This is a genomic window from Deinococcus sp. KSM4-11 (assembly GCF_004801415.1).
In the GTDB taxonomy this organism is placed as follows: Bacteria; Deinococcota; Deinococci; order Deinococcales; family Deinococcaceae; genus Deinococcus.
In genome coordinates this window covers 182,828-204,108 of the sequence record NZ_SSNX01000004.1, presented here as the reverse complement: position 1 = coordinate 204,108, position 21,281 = coordinate 182,828, and the positions used below count along the sequence as shown (strand labels likewise).

The window sequence follows — 21,281 nt, the reverse complement described above, 5'->3', positions numbered from 1 at the left end:
GACGGTTCTCACTCAGCAGCGGATCATGAAGGGCAGGGACGATGACAGGAATGCGTCTTCCTGCCCTGCTGCTGACGGCCGGCCTGCTCGTAGGGGCCGCGTTCGGCGTGGGTTTGTTGCAGGCAAAACGCGGCGCACCAGTGGTGGCGGCCACTGCACAAATAGAGCCGGAGGTTCCCGTCACCACCGCCCCCGCTCCTGAACCGGTCAGCGCTGCGCCGGACGCGTCCATCCCGGCCGTGCCGACCACGGAGCCTGCCTCAGTGGAGCCGACGGCGCCCAATGTAACCCCGCCCGACGTGACGCCTGCTTCCACTCCCCCAGTGCCCACGCACGCGACCATCTCCGGCATCCGGCACGAGTACCAGCGTATGAACAACTGCGGGCCGGTCACCATTGGCATGGCCCTGAACCGCTGGGGCAGCCAGCTCACGCAGTACGACATCGCGCCGAAGCTGAAGCCCAGTGTGGGGGACGTGAACGTGTCGCCGGACGAACTGGCCAGATACGCTCGGTCACGGGGCATGGACGTGCACCTGGCGCGCGGCGGCGACCGCACCCTGCTGCGTGGCCTGCTGGCCGCGGGCTTTCCGGTGATCGTGGAGACGTGGTTCATCACGCACGACTCGGGCGGCATGGGGCACTACCGCCTGCTGACCGGTTACGACGACGCGGCGCAGCAGTTCAGCGCCCTGGACTCGTACCTGGGGCCGCTGAAGCTGGACTACACGACGTTCGACGGGATGTGGCGGGCGTTCGGTCGCACCTTCCTGGTGGTGACCCCGCTGGAAAAAACCGCGCAGATGCGAGCGGTGCTGGGTTCTCACGCCGATCCGGCCACCGCCAGAACCGAGGCCCTGCGCGTGGCCCAGGCCGAGGCCGACCGCATAGGGGATGCCATGTCGTACTCGAATCTGGGGCAAGCCCGGCTCGATCAGGGCGACGCCATTGGTGCGGCGCGGGCCTTTGATCAGGCCCTGGCCGCCCAGCCTGACCGGACGCTCGACCCGACCCGCCCGGCGTGGGTGCAGGGCGGCCTGCCGTGGCGCACCCTGTGGTATGAATTCGGCCCCCTGGAGGCGTACACGCGCACCGGACAGTACGGCAAGGTGCTGGCCCTGACGGGCGCGGTGCTGCGTTCCGTGCCCCGCCACGAGGAAGCCCATTACTGGCGGGCGCGGGCGTTGGCCGGGCTGGGCCGCAGCGCCGAAGCCCAGGCCGAATACCGCGCTGCGCTGCGCCTGCGGCCCGAGTTCGCGGCGGCGCGGGCCGGGCTCGACTCCCTATAAACCCCCACCGGGCACCGCCTCCATCTGGCCGTGATCCGGGGCTTTCACACTTCGGGCATGAAGTCCGTCCTGCTCGCGGCGTTGACTCTGTCCAGTTCAGCTCTCGCCGTCCGGCCCTCGCTGGATGCACCCGGCGTGATCACCCACGGGCCGCGCACCGTCCGGGAGGTGGCCCTGACCTTCGACGCGGACATGACGCCCGGCATGGAGCAGGAACTGCGCTCCGGGCGCGTCCTGACCTTCGACAATGAGGCGGTCGTCCGTGTGCTGGAGCGCGCACAGGTGCCCGCGACCTTCTTCCTGACTGGCATGTGGTCGCAGGTGTATGCGGCCTCGGCGTGGGCGCTGGCGCACAATCCGCTGTTCGAGGTCGAGGATCACAGTTACGACCATCCGGGCTTCTCGCAGCCGTGCTACGGACTGGCGGCCATCGCCCCGACTGCCAAGGGGCCGGACATCCTGCGCTCGCAGCGGGCGATCGCCCAGGCGACCGGGGACACGCCGCAGTACTTCCGCTTTCCTGGCGGCTGCGCCACGGCGGCCGACGTGCAGCTCGCACAGGCCGCACACCTTCAGGTCGTGCACTGGGACGTGATCGGGGGGGACGTGAACCAGAGCAATCCGGCGGTGATCGTCCGGCAGACGCTGGGCCGCGTGCAGGATGGCAGCATCGTCGTGCTGCACGTCAGCGGCGGGCACGCGCCAGCCACGGCGCTGGCGCTCCCCGGCATCATCGCCGGCCTGCGGCGGGAAGGCTACCGCCTCGTCACGGTGCGGGAATTGCTGGGAAACGGGAGCGCAAGTGCCGCAGGGCCGTCTGCGCCTGCATCGGTGCCCACACAGATGTCCAAGAAAGAAGCGGAGGCCACGGCACTGGCCGGGCCTCCACTGGGAAGCGCGTGGGAACGGCTTACTTCTTGGGCGCGTCGATGGTCTTCGCGGCCTTAGCGTTCGCGCGGGCCATCTGCCGTGTGGGGGTCTTCTCGACCCGCACGCCGATGGTCGCCGTCTCGGCCGCCACCTGCCGGTTGATCAGGATCTGCTGCCCGATGCCGATCAGGGTGGACAGGATGATGTAGATGGTCACGCCCGCTGGGAAGGTCAGCGCGAAGTACAGGAACACGATGTAGATCATGGCCTGCTGCCGGAACATGTCCGGGTTCTTGCGCGTCATGACGTACAGCTGCGCGACGTTCACGATCAGGTAGATGACGGCCAGGATGTAGAAGGGATCGGGCACGGCCAGATCCGGCAGCCACAGGAAGCCCGAGTCGAACTCGAAGTTGCGGATGGTGGACCAGAGCGCGATCAGGACCGGGAAGGGAATGAAGGTCGAGAAGCACCCGGCCGGGTTGAAGTTGTAGTCCTTGTACAGCTGCCCCATCTCGGCCTGCATGGCCTTCTGCGAGTCGGCGTCCTTGCGCTCCTTGTACTTCTCCTGGATCTCCTTGATCTTCGGCTGCATGACCTGCATACGGGCGGTCGTGCGGCCCTGCGCCTGCATCAGCGGCCACATCACCAGGCGCAGCAGCACCGTCAGCACCATTAGCACCAGGCCCCAGTTGCCGATGACCTTGTAGATCTGTTCCATCAGCTTCACGATCAGCAGGCTGATCTGCCCGAAGATGTTCGGCTTGAACAGGCCCGGCAGGGTCGTGTAGCCGCTCTGGTACAGGTGGATCAGTTCGTTCTTGCCGCCGTACACTTCCAGGTTGCTGCTGGCGGGCAGCGTGGCGCTGATCAGGCCCTGGGGGCCGCCGGTCAGGGTGGCGTCCAGCGTGGTGCCGGACCCAGGCCGGATGATCAGGGCGTGCGCGACCTGGCTGGGGTTCTCCTGCAGGGCCGCGTACTGCACGTTCTTCACGGCCTGGGTACCGGCTCCCTGCACGGCGACGGGTGCCGCGCCGCCCACCGCGTACGCCTGCACGCGCGGGTTGTCGGCCTTGCCCAGGCCGGGGAACTGCATGGCCACCTGCGCGGGGCCGCCCGTCACGTCAGTCTTGACGTCGATCTTGAAGTTGCGGGGGTGCAGCGTGACGGTCTTGGTGACGCCCACGCCGCCCTGCGTGTACTTGAACACCGCGTCCAGCCGGTTGGCGGGCAGATCGGTCTTCAGTGCCGGGGCGGTCGTCTCGGCGGCCTGGGCCGGATCGAGCGCGCCCCCCTTCAGGGCGAAGGCATGGCGGCTGGCCGGGAAGGTCGGGGTGGCGCCCTGCGCGACAATCTCGCCCACCATGTTCGGCATGACCCGCTGGTTCTTCAGGCCGCTGAAGTCCCAGGCGCCGTTCACCTTCTTGATGTACGGCGTGCCGGCCGACTGCTTGATGTACCACGCGATGATCTCGCCGCGGGCGTTGAAGACCACGTCCTGCAGGTTGCTGGTCGCGATGAACTCGTCGCCGGGCTGGCCGTCGAAGTCGGCGGTGATCCACTCGGGCGTGATGGCCTTGCCGAAGGTGGGAAGGGGGCCGGTATTGCCGCAGCCCGTGAGGAGCAGGGCCGCAGCCAGGGCGGTCAGAGGGAGCAGGTGTTTTGTCTTCATGGGGTTCTCTTGTTGGGGTGAAGCTGCGAGGGAAAGTGCTCCGGCACCGGGTCGAAGCCGCCCGGTACCAGCGGATTGCAGCGCACGATGCGCCACGCGGCCAGCCAGCCGCCCCGCAGCGCCCCGTGCTTCTCGATGGCCTGGGCAGCATACTCCGAGCAGGTCGGCGTGAACCGGCAGGTGGGCACGGGTTTCCGGGGGGAAAGCTCGTGCTGGTAGTAACGGACGACCTTCACCAGACCGCGCGCAGCGAGGCTCATGTCGTCCCGCCAGCGTCCGGAGAGGGGGCAATGGTCACGGGAGCAGGTACGGGCCGCGCGGCTCCGGAGTTCCCGCCCTTCGCCTTCACGCGCCCCGGCGCCCGGGCCAGCGCGCGGGCCAGCGCCGCCTGCACCTGCGCGAAGTCGGCACTGAGCACGCCCGGGTTGGGCAGCAGAATCGCCCGGCAGGGGGGCAGGCCGCCCGGCAGCGTCCGCAGCGCCTCGCGTATGCGGCGGCGGACGCGGTTACGATCCACGGCGCGTTTCAGGGTCTTTTTCGCCACGACAATCCCGATGATCGCGCGGGGTCGCCACGTCTCACCGTAGCGGGGACGGTACTCCGTGACCCGCAGCGTGAACAGCGGGTCACGCACGGCGACGCCGTGTGTGCGCACCTTGCGGAACTCCCGGTCGCCACGCAACGAATCCAGCGCCACCGGACGGCGGGGCCGTTCCTGCGTGGCGCTGGGGGTCGGGGACTGGGAAATATGCCGCTCCGGGGTGTGGAGCTTACTCGTCGCTGACGGTCAGCTGGTGACGGCCCTTGGCACGGCGACGCGCCAGGATGTTGCGGCCGGACTTGGTCTTCATGCGGGCGCGGAAACCGTGGGTCTTGGCCCGCTTGCGGACGTTGGGCTGGTAGGTACGCTTCATCTCTGCTCTCCTTGCTCGCGGCGTGGCGGCCGGCACTGCTGCCCTGACCGGCCGACTTCACGCGGCGCCCCGTTTCGGGGCAAACTCCGGGAGTGTATCACGCCCGCGCGGGAAGGGCCAAGTGGGTGGGCGCAGAGCGCAGGGCGAACAGGAGACGCCGTGGATCGGCCAGCGCCGCGCCGCTGCGCCGGCGTGAGCGATCCGATGGCGGCACCTGTCGCCTCAGATTCCCATGCTGATGTACTTCGTCTCCAGGTACTCGTCGAGGCCCCAGTGCCCGCCCTCGCGGCCGACGCCGCTGTTCTTCATGCCGCCGAAGGGCATCTGGGGCGCGGCGGCACTGGGACCCCCGTCGTTGATGCCGACGATGCCGTATTCCAGGCCCTCGGCGACGCGGAAGGCGCGGCCCAGGTCGCGGGTGTAGGCGTACGCGGCGAGGCCGTACTCGCTGGCGTTCGCCAGGGCCAAGCCCTCTTCCTCGGTGTCGAACACGACGACGGGGGCCACCGGACCGAAGGTTTCCTCGCGCAGGATCAGCGAGTCCGGGTGGACGTCCGTGAGGACGGTGGGCTGGAAGTACAGCCCGTCCCGAACGTGGCCGCCGACGGTCGCGGTCGCGCCGCGTGAAATGGCGTCGTCCACCTGGGCGCGCACCTTGTCCAGTCCGGCCTGCTCGACGACCGGGCCGACGCCGGTGCTGTCGAGCAGCGGATCGCCGAGCACGAGGTCGCCCGTGAGCCTGGAGAGGACGGCCGTGAACTCCGGCGCGACCTCGCGCTGCACGTACACCCGGTTGGTGGAGATACAGGTCTGGCCGGCGTTGCGGAACTTGCTGTTCATGACCTCCCGCGCGGCCTTCTCCAGGTCGGCGTCCGCGAAGATCAGGAAGGGGGCGTGCCCGCCGAGTTCCAGCGACACGCGCTTGATGGTCTTCGCGGCCTGCCCGTACAGCAGGCGGCCCACGGCAGTCGAACCCGTGAAGGTCAGTTTGCGCACCCGCGGGTCGTCCATGAAGGGCACGCTGAAGGCCGGGGCGTCGTTGGTGGGCAGCACCTGCAGGGTATTGGCGGGGCCGCCCGCCTGGAGCCACAGTTCCGCGAGGTACAGCGCCGTCATGGGGCTCTGCTCGGCGGGCTTGAGGATCATGACGCAGCCGGCAGCCAGGGCCGGCGCGGCCTTGCGGGTGATCATCCCGGCCGGGAAGTTCCAGGGGGTCACGGCGTACACGATGCCGACCGGCTCGCTGCTGGTAAACCCGCGCTTGTGGTCGAAGCGCGACGGCACCCGCTCGCCGCCGATGCGACTGGCCTCCTCGGAGCACCACTCGATGAAACTGGCCGCGTAGTGCACCTCGCCGCGTGTCTCGGTGATGGGTTTGCCCATCTCCAGCGTCATCAGGCGGGCCAGCTGTTCCTTGTGCTCGAACATCAGGTCGTGCCACTTCCGGAGGATCTGCCCGCGCCTGTACGGGTTGACCTTCCGCCACTCCTGCAGGGCGACCTCGGCGGCGTCGATGGCGCGGCGGGCATCGTCGGCGGTGCAGTCGGCCACCGAGCCGATGGTCTGACTGTTGCCGGGGTGGATGACCTCGAAGGTCTTCGGGGCGCTGCGCCACTCGCCATCGAAATAGGCCTTGGAGCGGGTGACGGGATCGTTGAGCAGGGTGGTCATGGGGCCTCCAGGAAGCGTCGGGCAGAGCGGATGGAACAGGGGCGTCAGGCGGGTTCGGATTCGGCGGTCACGTCTGCCAGGACGCCGCCGCGCACCGGGATGTCCGGCCAGGAATGAGGCTCAGTGTCGAAGAGATTTCCCTCGATGATGGTGAGATCGGCGTGTTTTCCGGATGCCAGCGTGCCGCGCTCGTGCCCGTCACCGTGCGCGACCGCCCCGCCGCGCGTGTACGCCCCGAGCGCCTGCGGGAGTGTGACTGCCTGCCCCGGCACGTAGGGTTCAGCCACCGCGGCCGCCAGCCCGCTCATGGGCCGCAGTTCGCGCACCACTGGGCCGTCGGACGAGAAGGCCACGTCCAGGCCCGCGTCGAACATGGCCCGCAGCGGGAACACCTGCCCGGCCAGCGCGTCCGGGACGTACCGGTCGTAATTGGCACGCAGCTCGTGCAGGAAGACCGGTTGCGGCACGACGATCACGTTCAGGGCGCGGGCCAGACGCAGGTGCTCCGCGTTCGGCAGGCCGAAGTGCTCAATGCGGTGCCTGGGGCCACCGGGATACTCCCGAGCCAGCCGCTGGTACACGCCCAGCACCTGCGTGAGGGCCACGTCCCCGATGGCGTGCGTGCCGATGCGGAAGCCTGCCGTGTGCGCCTCGCAGGCCAGGGCGTACAGCTCATCCGTGTCGAAGCGCAGCACACCCCGCGTGCCCGTGCCCTTGAACGGCACGCTGACCGCCGCCGTCGCGCCGCTCAGGCCGCCGTCCGCGAAGAATTTGACGCTGTCGCAGCGCAGCATGGGCGATTGATGCCTGTCCGGCAGAGGGTACGTGGCCGCCCCGCCGTCCGGGCGGCGGATGGACAGCAGGTTCACGCGGATCGGCAGGTGGCCCGCCGCGTCCAGCGCCCGGTAGGCGGCGTACAGGGGTGGATCGACGGCCGGGTCGGTCACGGCCGAGTAGCCCAGCGCCTTCAGGGAGTCCAGCCCCGCCAGAATCCACGTCTCGAACTGCGCCTGGGTGGGTTCCGGCATCGCGCCGTACACGAGGCCATATGCCGTCTCGGTGAGGATGCCGCGCCCGAAGTCGATCTCCCCCCCAGCCGGAGCGGGCGTGTCGGCCTGGATTCCAGCAAGTTCCAGGGCGGGCGTGTTCACCGCGTGGATGTGGGCGCAGGTGCGGGTCAGCAGCACCGGACGGCCGGGCGCGAGGCGGTCAAGCAGATCGCGCGTGGGTGCACCGCCCAGCCGGGCCTCGTTCCAGCCGCGTCCCCACAGCCACGCTCCTTCCGGGAGTGCCGCGTGCCTCGCCGCCACCCGCCCGGCCAGATCGTCCAGCGACGTCGCCTCCCGCAGATCGAGCAGCGTGGTGCGGAGCTGCCCCACCTTCCAGACATGCACATGTGCGTCCGTGAAGCCGGGGAAGGCATGTGCGCCGCCCAGATCGACGCGGGTCGCACCCCGGACGTCCAGACCATCCAGCGGCCCGGCCGCCACCACGCGCCCGTCCCGCACCAGCAGGGCCTCCACCGCCCGGGCATCGGCCCAGGGATGAATGGAACCGCCGTGGTACAGCGTGCTCATGACCGGTAGGCCCGGTTGCGCCACACGATGCACACGCCGTAATTGCGGCAGGAGTCGTCCTCCAGATAGTCCGGGATGATGCCCCACACGCCGTAGCCGCGCCTGAGTTGCACGCTGAGCACCGGGTCCGACCGTTCAGTCCGGATCACCGCCATGACGTACTGCTCGATGCTCAGCTCGTCGGCCACCGCGCCGTAGCCCTTGGGCATCGCCCCGGCGATGTGCCCGCGCAGGTTCAGGCGGCGGATCAGGTTATGCCGCGCTCCGTACAGCAGGGTTGCTAGCCCCTGCCCGCGACAGGTGGGATGCACGCCGATATCCGCGCCGTACAGCCACTCGCCGTGCGGGTCGTGCGTGGTGAAGAGGTTGTCACCGGTCTCCTCCAGGTACGGGTGCGCGTAGTGCGCGAAATCCACGTCCATGCGCAGGTCGCTGCTCGACGCGACGAGGTCGCCGGACTCCACGTCCAGCACGGCGAGTTGCCCGTCCGGGAAGTGTGCCTGGTGCGAGCGGAAGTGCCGTTCGGTGGCGATCTCGTCCTCGGAGAGATCCGGGAAGCACGCGCGCTGCACGGCCTCCAGGGCGGGGGTGTCATCGGCGCGGGCCTGCACCACCACGTAGCGCCCGTCGGCGCGGGCGGCGAGCACGTCGCGGCCCAGGAAACGCGGCAGGACGGTCACGCGCTGACGGCCTCCGGCTCGCGCAGCGCCGCGTAGGCTTCGCTCACCGCGTCGGCCACGGCGGTGAGCGCCTCGCGCAGCATGTCCTCGGGGATGTCCAGCGCCGGCAGGAAGCGGATGCAGTTGGAGTACAGGCCCGCGCGGATCAGCAGCACGCCCCGCTTCACGGCCAGCGGCACGGCGTTGGCGATCACCTCCATCCACGGTTCCTTGGTATGCGTGTCCTTCACGAACTCCACGACCATCATCGCGCCGATGCCCCGGATGTCCCCGATGGGCAGCTCGCCGCGCAGCGGTTCCCAGACCTCGCGCACCACGCGCTCCACGGTCTTCGCGTTCTCCATGAAGCCCGGTTGGTGCAGCACGTCCAGCACCGCCAGGGCCGCCGCGCACGCCAGGGGGCTGCCGCCGTACGTGCTGCCGATGCCGCCCAGGTGCGGAGCATCCATGATCTCCGCGCGGCCAGTTACGGCGCTCACGGGCACGCCTGCGCCGAGGCTCTTGGCCGTGATGACCAGATCCGGCACCACGCCCGAGTGCTCGATGGCGTACATCTTCCCGGTGCGCCCGCTGCCGCTCTGGATTTCATCGGCGATCATCACCGCGCCCGTGCGGTCGCAGATTTCTCTGATCTTCCGCAGGAACTTCGCGGGCGTGGGAATGAAGCCGCCCTCGCCCATCACCGGCTCGATCACGATACACGCCAACGCCGAGCCGTCGATCTGCGCCACCAGCGCGTTCTCCAGGTTCCAGCAGCACCAGTCGATCCAGGCCTCGGCGTCCATCCCGACCGGCGGACGGTACGGATTCGGGAAGGGCAGGCGGTAGACCTCGCTCGCGAACGGCCCGAAGCCCTTCTTGAACAGCCCGTACTTGCTGGTCATGGACATCGTCAGGTTCGTGCGCCCGTGGTACGCGCCCTCGAACACGATGATCCCGGCCCGGCCCGTGAACGCCCGCGCGATCTTCACGGCGTTCTCCACCGCCTCGGCTCCGCCGTTCGCCAGCAGCGTCTTTTTGGGGAAGTCGCCTGGCGTGAGCGAATTCAGGCGCTCGGCCAGCGCCGGGTAGCCCTCGAAGTTCACGACCAGCGCGCCCGGATGCACCGCCTGCGCCGCCTGTTCCTGAATGGCCTTCACGACCTTCGGGTGGTTGTGCCCCACGGCCATCATGCCGATGCCGCACGCCAGATCCACGAAGGTATTGCCGTCCACGTCGGTGACCAGCGAGCCCTGCGCCGATGCCACTGCTACCGCGTTCGCCTGCCCCAGCCCGCGCGAGACCGCGTCGGCGCGGCGGTTCTGGAGGGCAATGGACTGCGGGCCGGGAATGGGCGTGTTCAGCTTGATATACGGCATGGTGAACTCCTTGGATTGATTTGGGCGGAAATCGTCTTTACGGTGGTGGAATGCACAACCGGGTCAAGGAGCAAGAGAAGCTGTTGGACTTTCTCAAAGCTCAGGTAACGGCGGGAAAAGACATCCATTCAGCGATTCGTGCCGCCTGGGTGGAACTAGGGTCAGGACTGATGGATCTGAAGCACGCGGTGCAGCTCTTTCAATGCGTGGAGAGCAGGGAAGCGGCGGGTCTCGTTGCCAGGGCTACCTTTGAGATTCCACGGGCGGCTGACACATCCAAGCCATCAGAAGTACCTCGCCTGAAGTGAGTGCAAGGTGTCTTATGCGACCCCAGCCGCCCGCACCGCCCCCACAAACTTCTCCAGACCCTCGGTGAGTTCGTCGTCGGTGACGGTAAGGGGGACGAGGACGCGGATGACGTTGGCGTACATGCCGGCCTTGAGGAGCAGCAGGCCGCGGTCGCGGGCCTCTTCAACGACGCGTGTGGCCATCTCGGGGTCGGGCTCGCGGGTCACGCGGTCTTTGACGAATTCCAGGGCGATCATGGGGCCCTGGCCGCGCACGTCGCCTATTCCAGCGATGCCACCCTGCAAGGCTGTGAAGGCGGCGCGGAGGCGCTGGCCGACGTGCCGGGCGTGTTCCAGCAGCGTGCCGTCCTCGAACAGGCCCAGCACGGCCAGCCCGGCGGCGCAGGCCAGCGGATTGCCGGCGTAGGTGCCGCCGAGCCCGCCAGTCTGCGGGGCGTCCATGATCTCGGCCTTGCCGGTCACGCCGCTGATCGGCAGGCCGCCGCCGATGCTCTTGGCGAAACACAGCAGGTCGGGCTTCACGCCGCTGGCCTCGATGGCCCAGAAGTCACCGGTGCGGCCCACGCCGCTCTGGATCTCGTCGGCGATGAACACGATGCCGTGCTGGTCACAGAGCTGGCGCAGGGCCTTCAGGAATTCGACCGGGGCAGGCAGGAAGCCGCCTTCGCCCAGCACGGGTTCCAGGATGATCGCGGCGACCCTGGACGGATCGACCGTGGTGCGGAACAGTTCCTGCAGGCCCTCCAGCGCGGCCTGCACGCTGGTGCCCCGGTACTCGTACGGGAAGGGCGCGTGGTACACGTCGGGCGCGAAGGGGCCGAAATTCTGCGCGTAGTACGCCTTCTTGCCGGTCAGGGTCATGCCCATCAGGGTGCGGCCGTGGAAGGAGTGCGTGAACGAGATCACGGCCGGGCGGTTCGTGTGCGCGCGGGCGATCTTGATGGCGTTCTCGGTGGCCTCCGCGCCGGTGCTCAGGAAGAGGGTCTTGGCCTTTACACCGCCGGGAAACCGGGCGTTCAGGCCCTGCGCGAGCCGCAGGTACGGTTCATACAGGGTCACCTGGAAGCAGGTGTGGCTGAAGTCCGCGAGTTGCGCCTGAACGGCAGCCACCACCGCCGGATGGTTGTGACCAACGTTCAGGACGCCGATCCCGCCGATCCAGTCGTGGTACTCGCGGCCCTCTATATCCCACAGGCGCACGCCCTCGGCTCGGGCGGCCACGATGGGGTGCGCCAGGCTGATGCCGCGCGGGATTTCCGAGTGCCGCAGGGCCAGGAGGTCCTCGGTGCGGGTGGTGGTGACGGTCATGGTGCCTCCTTGAGCCCACTCGGGCAGCGTCAGGGTGTGGGAACGCAGGATGGGGATAACCGGGCCAGCCTACCTGCCGGATTCCAGGGCGACCCCGGAGACCACCGACAGGAAACTGGTGGTTTTGTTGGAGGCCAGCGCTAGGGGTGCCGGGGCAGCGCCTGGGGAGCAAAGTCCGGCGGAGGATCGCCGCTCTCGTCTTTCAGGGCCACGCCACTCAGCTCGCGGCGCAGGGCCGCCAGGATCAGGTGATGCAGTCGCCACGCCGCCGTGCGCGCGTCCAGGCCTGCCGGGCGGATATTGGACACGCAGTTGCGCGCCGAGTCCGGTGTCACCGGCTGCGGCCCGTAGGTCAGGTACGCCCCCAGGCTGTCCGGACTGCTCAGACCGGGGCGTTCGCCGATCAGCACCAGGGCCAGCCGGGCCCCGAGGGCCAGGGCCACGCCGTCCCCGAGCGCCACGCGGGCCTGCATGGCGAGCGTGATCGGCGCCACGCCGAAGCCGCTGGAACGGAGCGCGGGCAGCAAGGCGGACAGCACCGGAACCACCTGCGCCAGAGCGCCCGCCGAGAGGCCGTCCGCCACGATCACCGCGATGTACAGCGGTTCCGCGCGTGCGGCGTGCCCGTTCGCCAATACCGTCACGGATTCCGGGTGCAGGGTCCGGCCAAGATCCGGACGGCGCAGGTATGTGGCCCGGTCGGGGGCGCGGCTCCGCACGTCCAGCACCGTCTCCCCGAGCGCCTCCAGCGCAGCGCGCAGACCCGCGAAGTCGGCGACATCGTGCACGGCGTCCCGCGCGGCGGCGTGGGCCTGCGTGAAGGCCAGCAGTTCCCGCGTGGGCAGCGACGTGCCCGTGCGGCCCTGCGCGACGCGCGCGTCCGTGAAGTCCTTCAGGACGGCCCAGGGATCGTCGTCCCGCCCGCCGGTCACCGCTTCTCCAGGGCGGACATCAGGGCGTGGACGTGGCGGGCTTCCGGTCTGGACAGCGCTCCGCCGCGCGTGATGCCCACCGAGTCCAGCCACGCGGCAAACTCCGGTGCAGGCGGGCGGTTGAACAGCCGCCGGACATACCACGCGTCGTGGAAGCTGGTGCTCTGGTAATTGAGCATGATGTCGTCCGCGCCGGGCACACCCATGATGAAGGTCACGCCCGCCCCACCCAGCATGGTCAGCAGCACGTCCATGTCGTCCCCGTCGGCCTCGGCATGGTTGGTGTAGCAGAGATCGCAGCCCATCGGCAGGCCCAGCAGCTTGCCGCAGAAGTGATCCTCCAGACCCGCGCGGATGATCTGCTTGCCGTCGTACAGGTACTCCGGGCCGATGAAGCCGACCACCGTGTTCACCAGCAGGGGCCGGAACCGCCGCGCTACCGCGTACGCGCGGGCCTCCAGCGTGCCCTGATCGACCCCGTGGTGCGCTCCGGCCGAGAGCGCGCTGCCCTGCCCGGTCTCGAAGTACATGACGTTGTCGCCCCGCCCGCCGGCAAACGCGGCGCCGCGCTCCAGCTCCAGCGCCGCCGCATGCGCCTCCCCCAGCAGCGCGAGGTCGATGCCGAAGCCCGCATTGGCCGCCTGGGTGCCCGCCACGCTCTGGAACACCAGATCGACGGGCGCGCCCCGTTCGATGGCCTGCAGGGTGTTCGTCACGTGGGTCAGCACGCAGCTCTGGGTGGGCACACCCGTCCGCTGCCGGAACTCGTCCAGCAGAGTCAGCAGGCCCGCGCAGCTCTCGACGGAATCCAGCGCAGGATTGATGCCGATCACCGCGTCCCCCGCGCCATAGCTGAGGCCGTCCAGCATGCTGGCCAGGACGGCACGCGGATCGTCGGTCGGATGGTTCGGCTGGAGCCGCGTGCTGAAGGTGCCGCGCGTGCCGATGGTGTTCCGCAGGCGCGTGATCACCTCGACCTTCGACGCGACCAGCACCAGATCCTGGTTGCGCATGAGCTTGGCCACCGCCGCGACCATCTCCGGCATCAGGCCCGGCGCCAGGGCCGTGAGGCGTTCGGACGTGGCGTGGTCGCCCAGCAGCCAGTCGCGGAATTCACCCACGCTCAGGCCCGCCACGGGGGCGAATGCCGCCGCGTCGTGCCCATCCACGATCAGGCGCGTGACCTCGTCGGACTCGTAGGGAATCAGCAGGTCGGCCAGAAACGCCCGCAGGGGCAGGTCGGCCAGCACCGCGCGGGCCGCCTCGCGCTCGGCGGCGCTTCCGGCCGCCAGGCCTGCGAGTTCATCCCCGGATTTCTGCGGGCTGGCCCGGCCCAGGAGCGTTTTCAGGTCAGGAAACGAGTAATGCGTGTGGCCCAATGTGACGTGATACATGGAAGACCCTCGGGCGGTGGAAAGGGGGAAAGGGCGGCGCGGACACGCGAACCGTTCAGGGCTGGAGCGCGTCGAGTTGCAGGGCCAGCCACCACAGGGCGCGGGTGTCGGGCTGGCCCAGCGACCTCGCGGTGAGGGTCTCGATGCGTTCCATGCGGTAGCGCAGGGTGTTCGCGTGAATGCCCAGCCGGGCGGCCGTCTCCACCTGTGAGAAGCCCGTCTCGCTCAGCGTCCGGATGGTGGCGATCAGGCCATCGGCTCCACGAGACGACCTGAGGGGCCCCAGCAGGGAGCGCGTCAGGTCGCCCTGCGCGTCGCGGTCGCCGCTCAGCGCGCGGGGCACGAGCACCTCGGCGTACGAGCGGAGCTGGCCCGGGCGGGCGTGGGTCGCCAGGGTCAGCGCCTCGGCCCGGCTGTGTCCAACGGCGTCGACGCCCGTGCGGGCCCGGCTGTACACCATGCCACCCGGAGCATCCGGCCCCGCCCAGCCCAGGCGCGCCCAGACCCGCTCGGCACTGATCCGGGCGGGCAGCAGAAACCACACGGTGTTCAGGTTCACGCTGACCAGTGGCGCCGCCCCGAGCGACGCCAGCACCTCACGCACCTGCTGGGCGGCCCGCTCTCGGCCCGCGAAGCCCTCGGCGGTCAGGGGCAGGGGGGCGTGCAGGGCGAGCAGCCCCACGCTGTACTCGCCGGCGGGATCGAAGCCCAGGCGGGCGGCGCGTTCCTGCGCGGCCGGGTCGTTCGTGAAGCGGCCCTCCAGCAGGCTGTCCACGAAGGCGTAACCCAGCCGGGCCTCGCGCACCTCGGCGTCCCGCTGCGCGAGGAGCAGCAGGGCCACCACCGTCGCGGCGTGCTCGGCGGCGCGCACGGCCAGATCCGGCGGCGCCCTGTCCGGCCCGGATCGGCGCGCGGTGGCATCGGGCGCGCGCTGCACCCACACGCCACCCTCGCGGCCCCCACGCAGGATCACGGGCACCAGCGTGCCCCCCGCCAGATCGCGCGGAGCATTGCCCGGCCGGGCCAGGGCGGCGAGCACGTCGGCCTGGCCCGGCGCGGGGCCAGGGGTCAGGGGCAGCCCGGCCGCCGACAGCACGACCGCGCCGCGGCCCAGACCGTCCGCGAGGGTCTGCGCGACGTCCGCGAGATTCCCGCTGAGCGCCGCGCGGGTGAGCGCCCGGTGAATGCGTTCGCTGCGGCGCAGCACGTCGGCCTGTTCGCGCAGGATGTGGCCGTGCACTTCCTGCACGACCTGCGCGAACGGCACCTCGTACGGCAGTTCCAGCGTGGGAATGCCACGCGCGGCCAGCGCCGCGGCGGCCTCGGCCGGGAAGGCCGGGAAGAAGTGCGGGGCGGCGAGCACCACGGCGGCGGGCGCGCAGGCGGCCAGTTCGGTGGCGAAGGCGCCCAGTGCGGCGGGCTCACGCGGCCAGGACAGGCCCGTCGAGAGCAGGAAGGTGCCGGGCGTGACCCAGCGGGGGGTCTCGGGTACGTCCACCACGTGGGCCAGGACGACCTCGCGCGTCCGGTCACCCTCGCCCACAGCCCGCGCCGAGGCGAGCGAGGGCAGGGTCAGGGCGTCGTGGACTCGCATGCGCTTCTCCGGGCGGGGCGGCTCATGGGTTCAGCTTAGGGCACCGCATGGTGAATCCCATCCAGGGAGTCCGGCGCAACGCTGGAGATTCTCCACAAAGTCGTGTGCCGGACAGACCTTTAGGCTTCATGAAATTCCCCGCTGTCCGCTTCCTGTCCCCGCTCCTGCCCGCGAGGTTCCTATGACCGGTTCCGCATCCCCTGCGACGTCCGCCCCCGCTCCCTCCAAGCTCGGCCTGTGGGGCGTGGTCATGGTCATCTACTTCACGGTCGCCGGCGGCGCCTTCGGCCTGGAGGGCCTGGTGGGCAGCAGCGCGCCCGGCATGGCGCTGATCCTGGTGCTCGTCACGCCCTTTATCTGGAGCCTGCCGACGGTTCTGATGGTCACGGAACTCTCCACGGCCATGCCGGTCGAGGGCGGCTTCTATGTGTGGGTCAAGCGTGCGCTGGGCCGCTTCTGGGGCTTCACACAGGGCTGGATTGCGTGGCTGTACGGCCTGGTGATCGCCGCGAGTTTCGCTGCGCTGTTCACGGATTACACCAGTTCCTTCCTGAAACTCGCCTTCGGCGTCACGGTGCTGGACGACCACGCGGTGGTTCGCTGGATCGTGGCGGTGCTCCTGATCGCGGTGTTCGCGCTGCTGAACATCCGGGGGGCGAAGGCCGTGGGCGACTCCAGCAAACTCTTCGCGGTCATGGTGTTCGTGCCGTTCATCATCATGATCGTCATTGCGGCCGTGAAGTGGGTCGGACACCCTGTGCCGTTCTGGCAGCCGCTCACGCCGCCGGATACGGGCGTCGCGGGCGCCTTCGGGCTGGGCCTGTTCATCGTGATGTACAACTTCCTCGGCTGGGACGGGATCAGCACCATTCTGGAGGAGATCGAGAATCCGCTGAGGGTCATTCCCAGGGCCATGCTGATCGCCGTGCCGCTGGTCATCGTGGGCTACCTGCTGCCCACCGTGGCGGGCCTGACGGCCGGCGTGGCGTTTAGCACGTGGGGCGACACCGTGTACTTCCCGGAACTCGCGCAGGCGATCGGAGGCCGGTGGCTGGGCATCTGGGTGGCGCTGGGCGGCATGTTCTGCGCGATGGGCCTGTTCAACGCCATGATCCTCTCGAACAGCCGGCTGCCCTTCGTGTTCGCCGCCGACCGCTACTTGCCGCCCAGCTTCGTGCGGCGCCACCCCACCTACGGCACGCCCGCCCGCTCGATCATCCTGTGCGCCGTGATCTACGCGCTGCTGGCCATCGGGCCGTTCCAGACGCTGGCCGTGACCACCGTGCTGCTGTACGGCGTGTCGCTGATCCTGCAGTTCGTCGCGCTGATCGTCCTGCGCATCACGGCCCCACAGATGCCCCGGCCCTTCCGGATCGCCGGTGGCCTGCCGGTCGTGATCCTGATCGCACTGCTGCCCACTGCAATCATCCTGCTGGCAATCCGTGGCACCGTGATCGACGAGGGCGCGCAGTTCCTGGCGCTGGCCGGGGCGCTGCTGGTCTCCGCGCCGCTGGCCTACCTGATCCTGAATGCCGTGTTCAAACGCGGCGCAGCGGATACGCTGAGTCACGACATCACAACCCTGCCCGGCGACTGATCCCGCTCCACGGCCCCCGCTCTGCTCCGGAGGAAACACCATGCGACGACTGACCCTGCTGAGTACCGCCCTGACCGTGCTTCTCGCGCCGAGCGCCCAGGCCCAGGCGGCCACGACCATGCTGAGTACCCTGGGCAAGACCGAGGGGCAGCTCAGCATCGTCGCGTGGGCCGGGTACATCGAGCGGGGCGAGAGCGACAAAGCCTACGACTGGGTGACCGGCTTCGAGAAGCAGACCGGCTGCAAGGTGTCGGTGAAGGTCGCCGGCAGCAGCGACGAGATGGTGTCCCTGATGAACCAGGGCGGCTACGACCTCGTGACCGCGTCCGGGGACGCCTCGCTGCGCCTGGTGGCCGGTGGGAAGGTGCAGCCGGTGAACCTGAAGCTGATTCCCAGCTACGCGAAGATCAACCCGAAACTCCAGAAGGCACCGTGGCACACGGTCGGCGGCCTGACCTACGGCGTGCCGTACCAGTGGGGACCGAACGTCCTGATGTACTCCACCAAGGTCTTCAAGACCGCGCCGAAAAGCTGGGACGTGGTCTTCAAGGCCATGACTCTCCCGGACGGGAAGAGCAACAAGGGCCGCGTGCAGGCGTACTACGGCCCCATCTACCTCGCGGACGCCGCGCTGTACCTGATGAAGACCCAGCCCGCGCTGGGCATCAAGAATCCCTACGAACTGAACGAGGCACAGTACAAGGCCGTCCTCGACCTGCTGCGCGCCCAGCACCCGCTGGTCCAGCGCTACTGGAACGACGCGAACGCGCAGGTGCAGGACTTCACCAACGAGGGCACCGCCCTGAGCCCCTCCTGGCCATTCCAGGTGAACACCCTGAAGGCCAACAAGCAGGCCGTGGCCAGCACCATTCCCACCGAGGGCGCGACCGGCTGGGCCGACACCACCATGCTCAGCAGCACCGCCAAACACCCGAACTGCGCGTATCTGTGGATGGAACACAGCCTGAGCCCGAAAGTGCAGGGCGACGTGGCCGCGTGGTTCGGCTCGCTGCCCGCCGTGCAGGCCGGGTGCAGCGCCAGCACCCTGCTCGGCAGGGACGGCTGCGCGACCAACGGGTACGCCGCCTTCGACCGGATCTGGTTCTGGCGCACCCCATCACGAAGTGCGCCACGCAGGGCACGTGTGTGCCGTACGGCCGCTGGGTCAGCGACTACATCGCCATCCAGGGCGGGAAATAACGTCGTCGGGCCACCGGGAACGGCGCGTCCAGGCGATCTGTCCGGACGCCCCGACGATCAGGAATGACGGGTGACATGGACATGCTGGACGGAACAGCCGGGCAGGCCGTGCGGTCGGACACGATGACCCGGCCTCCGGCGGCCGAACTGCGCGGCGTGAGCATGTCGTACGGCGGGAATGTCGTCGTGCGCGGCGTGAACCTGAGCGTGCAGCCCGGCGAGTTCTACTCGCTGCTGGGGCCATCTGGGAGCGGCAAGACCACCTGCCTGAGGCTCATCGCGGGCTTCGAGGCGCCGGAGTCCGGCAGCGTGCACCTGTTCGGCACCGACGCCACCCGGCTGGCCGCGTACGACCGCCCGGTGAACACGGTCTTTCAGGATTACGCGCTGTTCCCGCACATGACCGTGGGGCAGAACGTCGGGTACCCGCTGACCGTCCGGGGGCGCCCCCGCGCCGAGACGCAGCGCCGGGCCGAGGAACTGCTTGACCTCGTGCACCTGCCGGGCTTCGCGGGGCGGCGGGTCTCGCAGCTGTCGGGCGGGCAGCGGCAACGCGTGGCGCTGGCCCGCGCGCTGGCCCACGCGCCGAAACTGCTGCTGCTCGACGAACCGCTGGGCGCGCTGGATCTGAAGCTGCGCGAGGCGATGCAGAGCGAACTGCGCACCCTGCACGCGCAGCTGGGCCTGACCTGCCTGTATGTCACGCATGACCAGGGCGAGGCGCTGAGCCTCAGCGACCGCGTGGCCGTGTTCCGCGACGGCCAGGTCGTGCAGGAGGGCACGCCCCACGACCTGTACGAACACCCGCGCACCGCCTTTGTCGCCGATTTCGTGGGCGGCGCGAACGTTCTTCCCCGGAATCTCCTGGGAGCCGCCGCGACCGGAACCGCCGCCCAGTACGCCCTGCGGCCCGAGCGCCTGCACCTCGCTCCTCCGGGCACGTCCGGCCCGGGGCTGGGCGGGCGCGTGCAGGGCAGCGGCTATCTGGGCGCCTTCACGAAGCTGGAGGTGCTGCTGGACGGCGGGCGAACCGTCACCGCGCATCTTCCGCCGCTCGCCCACCCGCCCCGGCCCGGTGATCCTGCCCAGCTGACCTTCGATCCCGCCGATCTCCGCCCGCTGGAGCCGGAAGGAGCCCGGTGAGGGCCGCTACACCCACCCGCCGCAGGCCGCCGCGCTGGCCGCTGCTGCTGCTGATCCCGCCGCTGCTATGGCTGGGCGTGCTGTACCTCGGGTCGCTGCTCGGCCTGCTCAGCTACGGCCTGCGCGCGGTGGACGACTTCACCGGGCAGGTGCTCCCCGGCTTCACGCTCGCGTCGTTCCGGGCGCTGTTCGTGCCCAGCAACGTGGACATCATCGTGCGGACCGTCGTCATGGCCGCCGCCGTGACCGCCTGTTGCGCGCTGATCGCCTTTCCCATTGCCCTGCTGATCGCCCGCTCGCGCGGGCCGCGCAAGGCCACGCTGCTGCTGCTGGTCACGCTGCCGCTGTGGGCCAGTTACCTCGTGCGCGTGTACGCGTGGCGACTGATCCTCGCGCAGGAGGGGGTCATCCGCTATGCCGCAGACCGTCTCGGCCTCGGGAACGTGCTGGACGCCATTCTCGCCCTGCCTGTGATCGGCGGCACCAGCCTGGCGAACTCCTCGCTGGGCATGTTCCTGGTGTTCGTGTACGTGTGGCTGCCGTACATGATCCTTCCCCTTCAGGCCGCGCTGGAACGGGTGCCCGCCAGCCTCCTGCAGGCCAGCGCCGACCTGGGCGCGCGCCCCACGCAGACCTTCCGGCGTGTGCTGTTCCCGCTGGCCCTCCCGGGCCTTGCGGCGGGGAGCATCTTCACGTTCAGCCTCACGCTGGGCGACTACATCATCCCCAGCGTGGTCGGCGCACCTGGGTTCTTCATCGGGCAGATGGTCTACACGCAGCAGGGCGCGGCCAACAACTTGCCGCTGGCCGCGGCGTTCAGCGTCGTGCCCATCCTGATCGTCACCGCGTACCTCGCCCTGGCCCGGCGACTGGGGGCCTTCGATGCGCTGTGAGGATTTGAGATGACCTCCGTTCACTCGTCCTGGCCCCTGCGGATTGCGGCGGGTGCGGGCCTGCTGTTCCTGCACGTCCCCCTGGCGTTGATCGCCCTGTATGCCTTCACCACCGAGGACCGCACGTACGCCTTTCCGCCGCCGGGCCTGACGACGAGATGGTTCGCGGTGGCCTTCGCGCGGCACGACCTGTGGGCGGCCCTGTGGCTGAGCGTGCGGGTGTCCCTGGGCGCGACCGCCATTGCGCTCGTGCTGGGCACGCTGCTGGCCTTCGGGATGACCCGCACGCGCTTCAGAGGCCAGCACGCGGTGACGCTACTGACGATTCTGCCCATCGCGCTGCCGGGCATCGTCACCGGGCTGGCGCTGCTGGTCAGCCTGCGCCGGCTGGGCGTGACGCCGGGCGTCGCGACGATCATCCTCGGGCATGCCACGTTCTGCATCGTCACCATCTACAACAACGTCTCGGCTCGCCTGCGGAGGTTGTCGCCCAGCCAGCTGGAAGCGAGCGCCGACCTGGGGGCACGACCCGCGCAGACCTTCCGGTACGTGCTGCTGCCGCACCTCGCGACGGCCCTCCTGGCGGGCGGGCTGCTCAGTTTCGCCCTCAGCTTCGACGAGGTGATCGTCACGACTTTCACCGCCGGCCCCCAGCAGACCCTCCCGATCTGGCTGTACGGCGAACTGTTCAAACCCCGCCAGCGGCCCGTCACGAATGTCGCCGCGCTGATCGTCATGGCCGTGACCTTCCTCCCCATCCTGCTCGCCCAGCGCCTCACCCTCGGCACGGACGACCCGAGCGGTTCGGGGAAAGGCGCGTGACCGCCCAGCCTCACCGCGATCACGGCCACCCCTGCGGCCACCGCCTCCACCTGTCGTTC

At 69.5% G+C, this 21,281-nt stretch carries 20 protein-coding genes; 8 read left to right on the top strand and 12 right to left on the bottom strand.

Annotated elements, in window-relative coordinates:
- Positions 1-50 precede the first annotated feature (50 nt).
- On the top strand, positions 51-1,289 hold the full coding sequence (locus E7T09_RS13255; protein WP_240741783.1) for a C39 family peptidase: 1,239 nt from the start codon (positions 51-53) through the stop codon (positions 1,287-1,289).
- A 57-nt stretch (positions 1,290-1,346) separates the two neighbouring features.
- Positions 1,347-2,237: a polysaccharide deacetylase family protein gene (locus E7T09_RS13250; protein ID WP_136389666.1), complete on the top strand. Its 891-nt coding sequence runs from the start codon at positions 1,347-1,349 to the stop codon at positions 2,235-2,237.
- On the opposite strand, the gene yidC is transcribed toward E7T09_RS13250, so the two are convergent.
- From yidC to E7T09_RS13210, 8 genes are all read right to left on the bottom strand, one after another.
- Positions 2,200-3,831, bottom strand: a complete 1,632-nt coding sequence (gene yidC, locus E7T09_RS13245) for a membrane protein insertase YidC (RefSeq protein ID WP_168734842.1) — start codon at positions 3,829-3,831, stop codon at positions 2,200-2,202. The two genes, E7T09_RS13250 and yidC, sit on opposite strands and share 38 nt — an antisense overlap.
- On the bottom strand, positions 3,828-4,091 hold the full coding sequence (gene yidD / locus E7T09_RS13240; RefSeq protein WP_136389665.1) for a membrane protein insertion efficiency factor YidD: 264 nt from the start codon (positions 4,089-4,091) through the stop codon (positions 3,828-3,830). Before yidD ends, yidC begins: the two co-directional genes overlap by 4 nt.
- Positions 4,088-4,513 carry a ribonuclease P protein component gene (rnpA, locus tag E7T09_RS13235; protein ID WP_136389823.1) on the bottom strand — a complete coding sequence of 142 codons (426 nt, stop codon included), beginning with the start codon at positions 4,511-4,513 and terminating at the stop codon, positions 4,088-4,090. Before rnpA ends, yidD begins: the two co-directional genes overlap by 4 nt.
- A gap of 88 nt (positions 4,514-4,601) precedes the next feature.
- Positions 4,602-4,745, bottom strand: coding sequence for a 50S ribosomal protein L34 (rpmH, locus tag E7T09_RS13230; protein WP_136389664.1), 144 nt, complete (start codon positions 4,743-4,745; stop codon positions 4,602-4,604).
- 222 nt (positions 4,746-4,967) lie between these two features.
- Positions 4,968-6,416, bottom strand: a complete 1,449-nt coding sequence (locus tag E7T09_RS13225) for an NAD-dependent succinate-semialdehyde dehydrogenase (RefSeq protein WP_136389663.1) — start codon at positions 6,414-6,416, stop codon at positions 4,968-4,970.
- A 44-nt stretch (positions 6,417-6,460) separates the two neighbouring features.
- The gene (locus tag E7T09_RS13220; RefSeq protein ID WP_136389662.1) at positions 6,461-7,993 is read right to left on the bottom strand and encodes an amidohydrolase; all 1,533 of its coding nucleotides are present in this window, start codon (positions 7,991-7,993) and stop codon (positions 6,461-6,463) included.
- Positions 7,990-8,673: a nitrilase gene (locus E7T09_RS13215; protein WP_205747016.1), complete on the bottom strand. Its 684-nt coding sequence runs from the start codon at positions 8,671-8,673 to the stop codon at positions 7,990-7,992. Before E7T09_RS13215 ends, E7T09_RS13220 begins: the two co-directional genes overlap by 4 nt.
- The gene (locus E7T09_RS13210) at positions 8,670-10,031 is read right to left on the bottom strand and encodes an aspartate aminotransferase family protein (RefSeq protein ID WP_136389661.1); all 1,362 of its coding nucleotides are present in this window, start codon (positions 10,029-10,031) and stop codon (positions 8,670-8,672) included. Before E7T09_RS13210 ends, E7T09_RS13215 begins: the two co-directional genes overlap by 4 nt.
- A 50-nt stretch (positions 10,032-10,081) precedes the next feature.
- Here E7T09_RS13210 and E7T09_RS13205 point away from each other — a divergent pair, with 50 nt between their 5' ends.
- Positions 10,082-10,339 carry a hypothetical protein gene (locus E7T09_RS13205; RefSeq protein WP_136389660.1) on the top strand — a complete coding sequence of 86 codons (258 nt, stop codon included), beginning with the start codon at positions 10,082-10,084 and terminating at the stop codon, positions 10,337-10,339.
- A gap of 12 nt (positions 10,340-10,351) precedes the next feature.
- On the opposite strand, the gene gabT is transcribed toward E7T09_RS13205, so the two are convergent.
- From gabT to E7T09_RS13185, 4 genes are all read right to left on the bottom strand, one after another.
- On the bottom strand, positions 10,352-11,647 hold the full coding sequence (gabT, locus tag E7T09_RS13200) for a 4-aminobutyrate--2-oxoglutarate transaminase (RefSeq protein ID WP_136389659.1): 1,296 nt from the start codon (positions 11,645-11,647) through the stop codon (positions 10,352-10,354).
- 140 nt (positions 11,648-11,787) lie between these two features.
- Positions 11,788-12,579 (bottom strand): ethanolamine ammonia-lyase subunit EutC, encoded by a 792-nt coding sequence (eutC, locus tag E7T09_RS13195; RefSeq protein ID WP_136389658.1) that lies wholly within the window; start codon positions 12,577-12,579, stop codon positions 11,788-11,790.
- Positions 12,576-13,973 carry an ethanolamine ammonia-lyase subunit EutB gene (locus tag E7T09_RS13190; RefSeq protein WP_136389657.1) on the bottom strand — a complete coding sequence of 466 codons (1,398 nt, stop codon included), beginning with the start codon at positions 13,971-13,973 and terminating at the stop codon, positions 12,576-12,578. The genes eutC and E7T09_RS13190 overlap by 4 nt, the downstream gene beginning before the upstream one ends.
- A 55-nt stretch (positions 13,974-14,028) precedes the next feature.
- On the bottom strand, positions 14,029-15,567 hold the full coding sequence (locus E7T09_RS13185) for a PucR family transcriptional regulator ligand-binding domain-containing protein (protein WP_136389656.1): 1,539 nt from the start codon (positions 15,565-15,567) through the stop codon (positions 14,029-14,031).
- 181 nt (positions 15,568-15,748) lie between these two features.
- Between E7T09_RS13185 and E7T09_RS13180 the strand changes: the two genes are divergently transcribed.
- Genes E7T09_RS13180 through E7T09_RS13160 form a run of 5 tightly spaced genes read left to right on the top strand, consistent with a single transcriptional unit; the run spans position 15,749 to position 21,222 of the window.
- Positions 15,749-17,164: an APC family permease gene (locus tag E7T09_RS13180; protein WP_168734841.1), complete on the top strand. Its 1,416-nt coding sequence runs from the start codon at positions 15,749-15,751 to the stop codon at positions 17,162-17,164.
- Between the two features lie 40 nt (positions 17,165-17,204).
- Complete coding sequence (locus tag E7T09_RS13175) at positions 17,205-18,431, top strand: ABC transporter substrate-binding protein (RefSeq protein ID WP_205747015.1); 1,227 nt, start codon at positions 17,205-17,207, stop codon at positions 18,429-18,431.
- Entirely contained in the window at positions 18,428-19,507 is a 1,080-nt protein-coding gene (locus tag E7T09_RS13170) for an ABC transporter ATP-binding protein (protein ID WP_205747014.1), read from the top strand. Before E7T09_RS13175 ends, E7T09_RS13170 begins: the two co-directional genes overlap by 4 nt.
- Positions 19,504-20,400 carry an ABC transporter permease gene (locus E7T09_RS13165; protein ID WP_168734840.1) on the top strand — a complete coding sequence of 299 codons (897 nt, stop codon included), beginning with the start codon at positions 19,504-19,506 and terminating at the stop codon, positions 20,398-20,400. The genes E7T09_RS13170 and E7T09_RS13165 overlap by 4 nt, the downstream gene beginning before the upstream one ends.
- Before the next feature lie 9 nt (positions 20,401-20,409).
- The gene (locus E7T09_RS13160) at positions 20,410-21,222 is read left to right on the top strand and encodes an ABC transporter permease (protein WP_136389654.1); all 813 of its coding nucleotides are present in this window, start codon (positions 20,410-20,412) and stop codon (positions 21,220-21,222) included.
- Positions 21,223-21,281: the final 59 nt, after the last annotated feature.

Bases quoted from the DNA above. Each gene is read 5' to 3' on its own strand.
- E7T09_RS13255 (WP_240741783.1), top strand. From the start codon at position 51: ATGCGTCTTCCTGCCCTGCTGCTGACGGCCGGCCTGCTCGTAGGGGCC.
- E7T09_RS13250 (WP_136389666.1), top strand. From the start codon at position 1,347: ATGAAGTCCGTCCTGCTCGCGGCGTTGACTCTGTCCAGTTCAGCTCTC.
- yidC (WP_168734842.1), bottom strand. From the start codon at position 3,831: ATGAAGACAAAACACCTGCTCCCTCTGACCGCCCTGGCTGCGGCCCTG.
- yidD (WP_136389665.1), bottom strand. From the start codon at position 4,091: ATGAGCCTCGCTGCGCGCGGTCTGGTGAAGGTCGTCCGTTACTACCAG.
- rpmH (WP_136389664.1), bottom strand. From the start codon at position 4,745: ATGAAGCGTACCTACCAGCCCAACGTCCGCAAGCGGGCCAAGACCCAC.
- E7T09_RS13225 (WP_136389663.1), bottom strand. From the start codon at position 6,416: ATGACCACCCTGCTCAACGATCCCGTCACCCGCTCCAAGGCCTATTTC.
- E7T09_RS13220 (WP_136389662.1), bottom strand. From the start codon at position 7,993: ATGAGCACGCTGTACCACGGCGGTTCCATTCATCCCTGGGCCGATGCC.
- E7T09_RS13210 (WP_136389661.1), bottom strand. From the start codon at position 10,031: ATGCCGTATATCAAGCTGAACACGCCCATTCCCGGCCCGCAGTCCATT.
- E7T09_RS13205 (WP_136389660.1), top strand. From the start codon at position 10,082: ATGCACAACCGGGTCAAGGAGCAAGAGAAGCTGTTGGACTTTCTCAAA.
- gabT (WP_136389659.1), bottom strand. From the start codon at position 11,647: ATGACCGTCACCACCACCCGCACCGAGGACCTCCTGGCCCTGCGGCAC.
- E7T09_RS13190 (WP_136389657.1), bottom strand. From the start codon at position 13,973: ATGTATCACGTCACATTGGGCCACACGCATTACTCGTTTCCTGACCTG.
- E7T09_RS13185 (WP_136389656.1), bottom strand. From the start codon at position 15,567: ATGCGAGTCCACGACGCCCTGACCCTGCCCTCGCTCGCCTCGGCGCGG.
- E7T09_RS13180 (WP_168734841.1), top strand. From the start codon at position 15,749: ATGACCGGTTCCGCATCCCCTGCGACGTCCGCCCCCGCTCCCTCCAAG.
- E7T09_RS13175 (WP_205747015.1), top strand. From the start codon at position 17,205: ATGCGACGACTGACCCTGCTGAGTACCGCCCTGACCGTGCTTCTCGCG.
- E7T09_RS13170 (WP_205747014.1), top strand. From the start codon at position 18,428: ATGACGGGTGACATGGACATGCTGGACGGAACAGCCGGGCAGGCCGTG.
- E7T09_RS13160 (WP_136389654.1), top strand. From the start codon at position 20,410: ATGACCTCCGTTCACTCGTCCTGGCCCCTGCGGATTGCGGCGGGTGCG.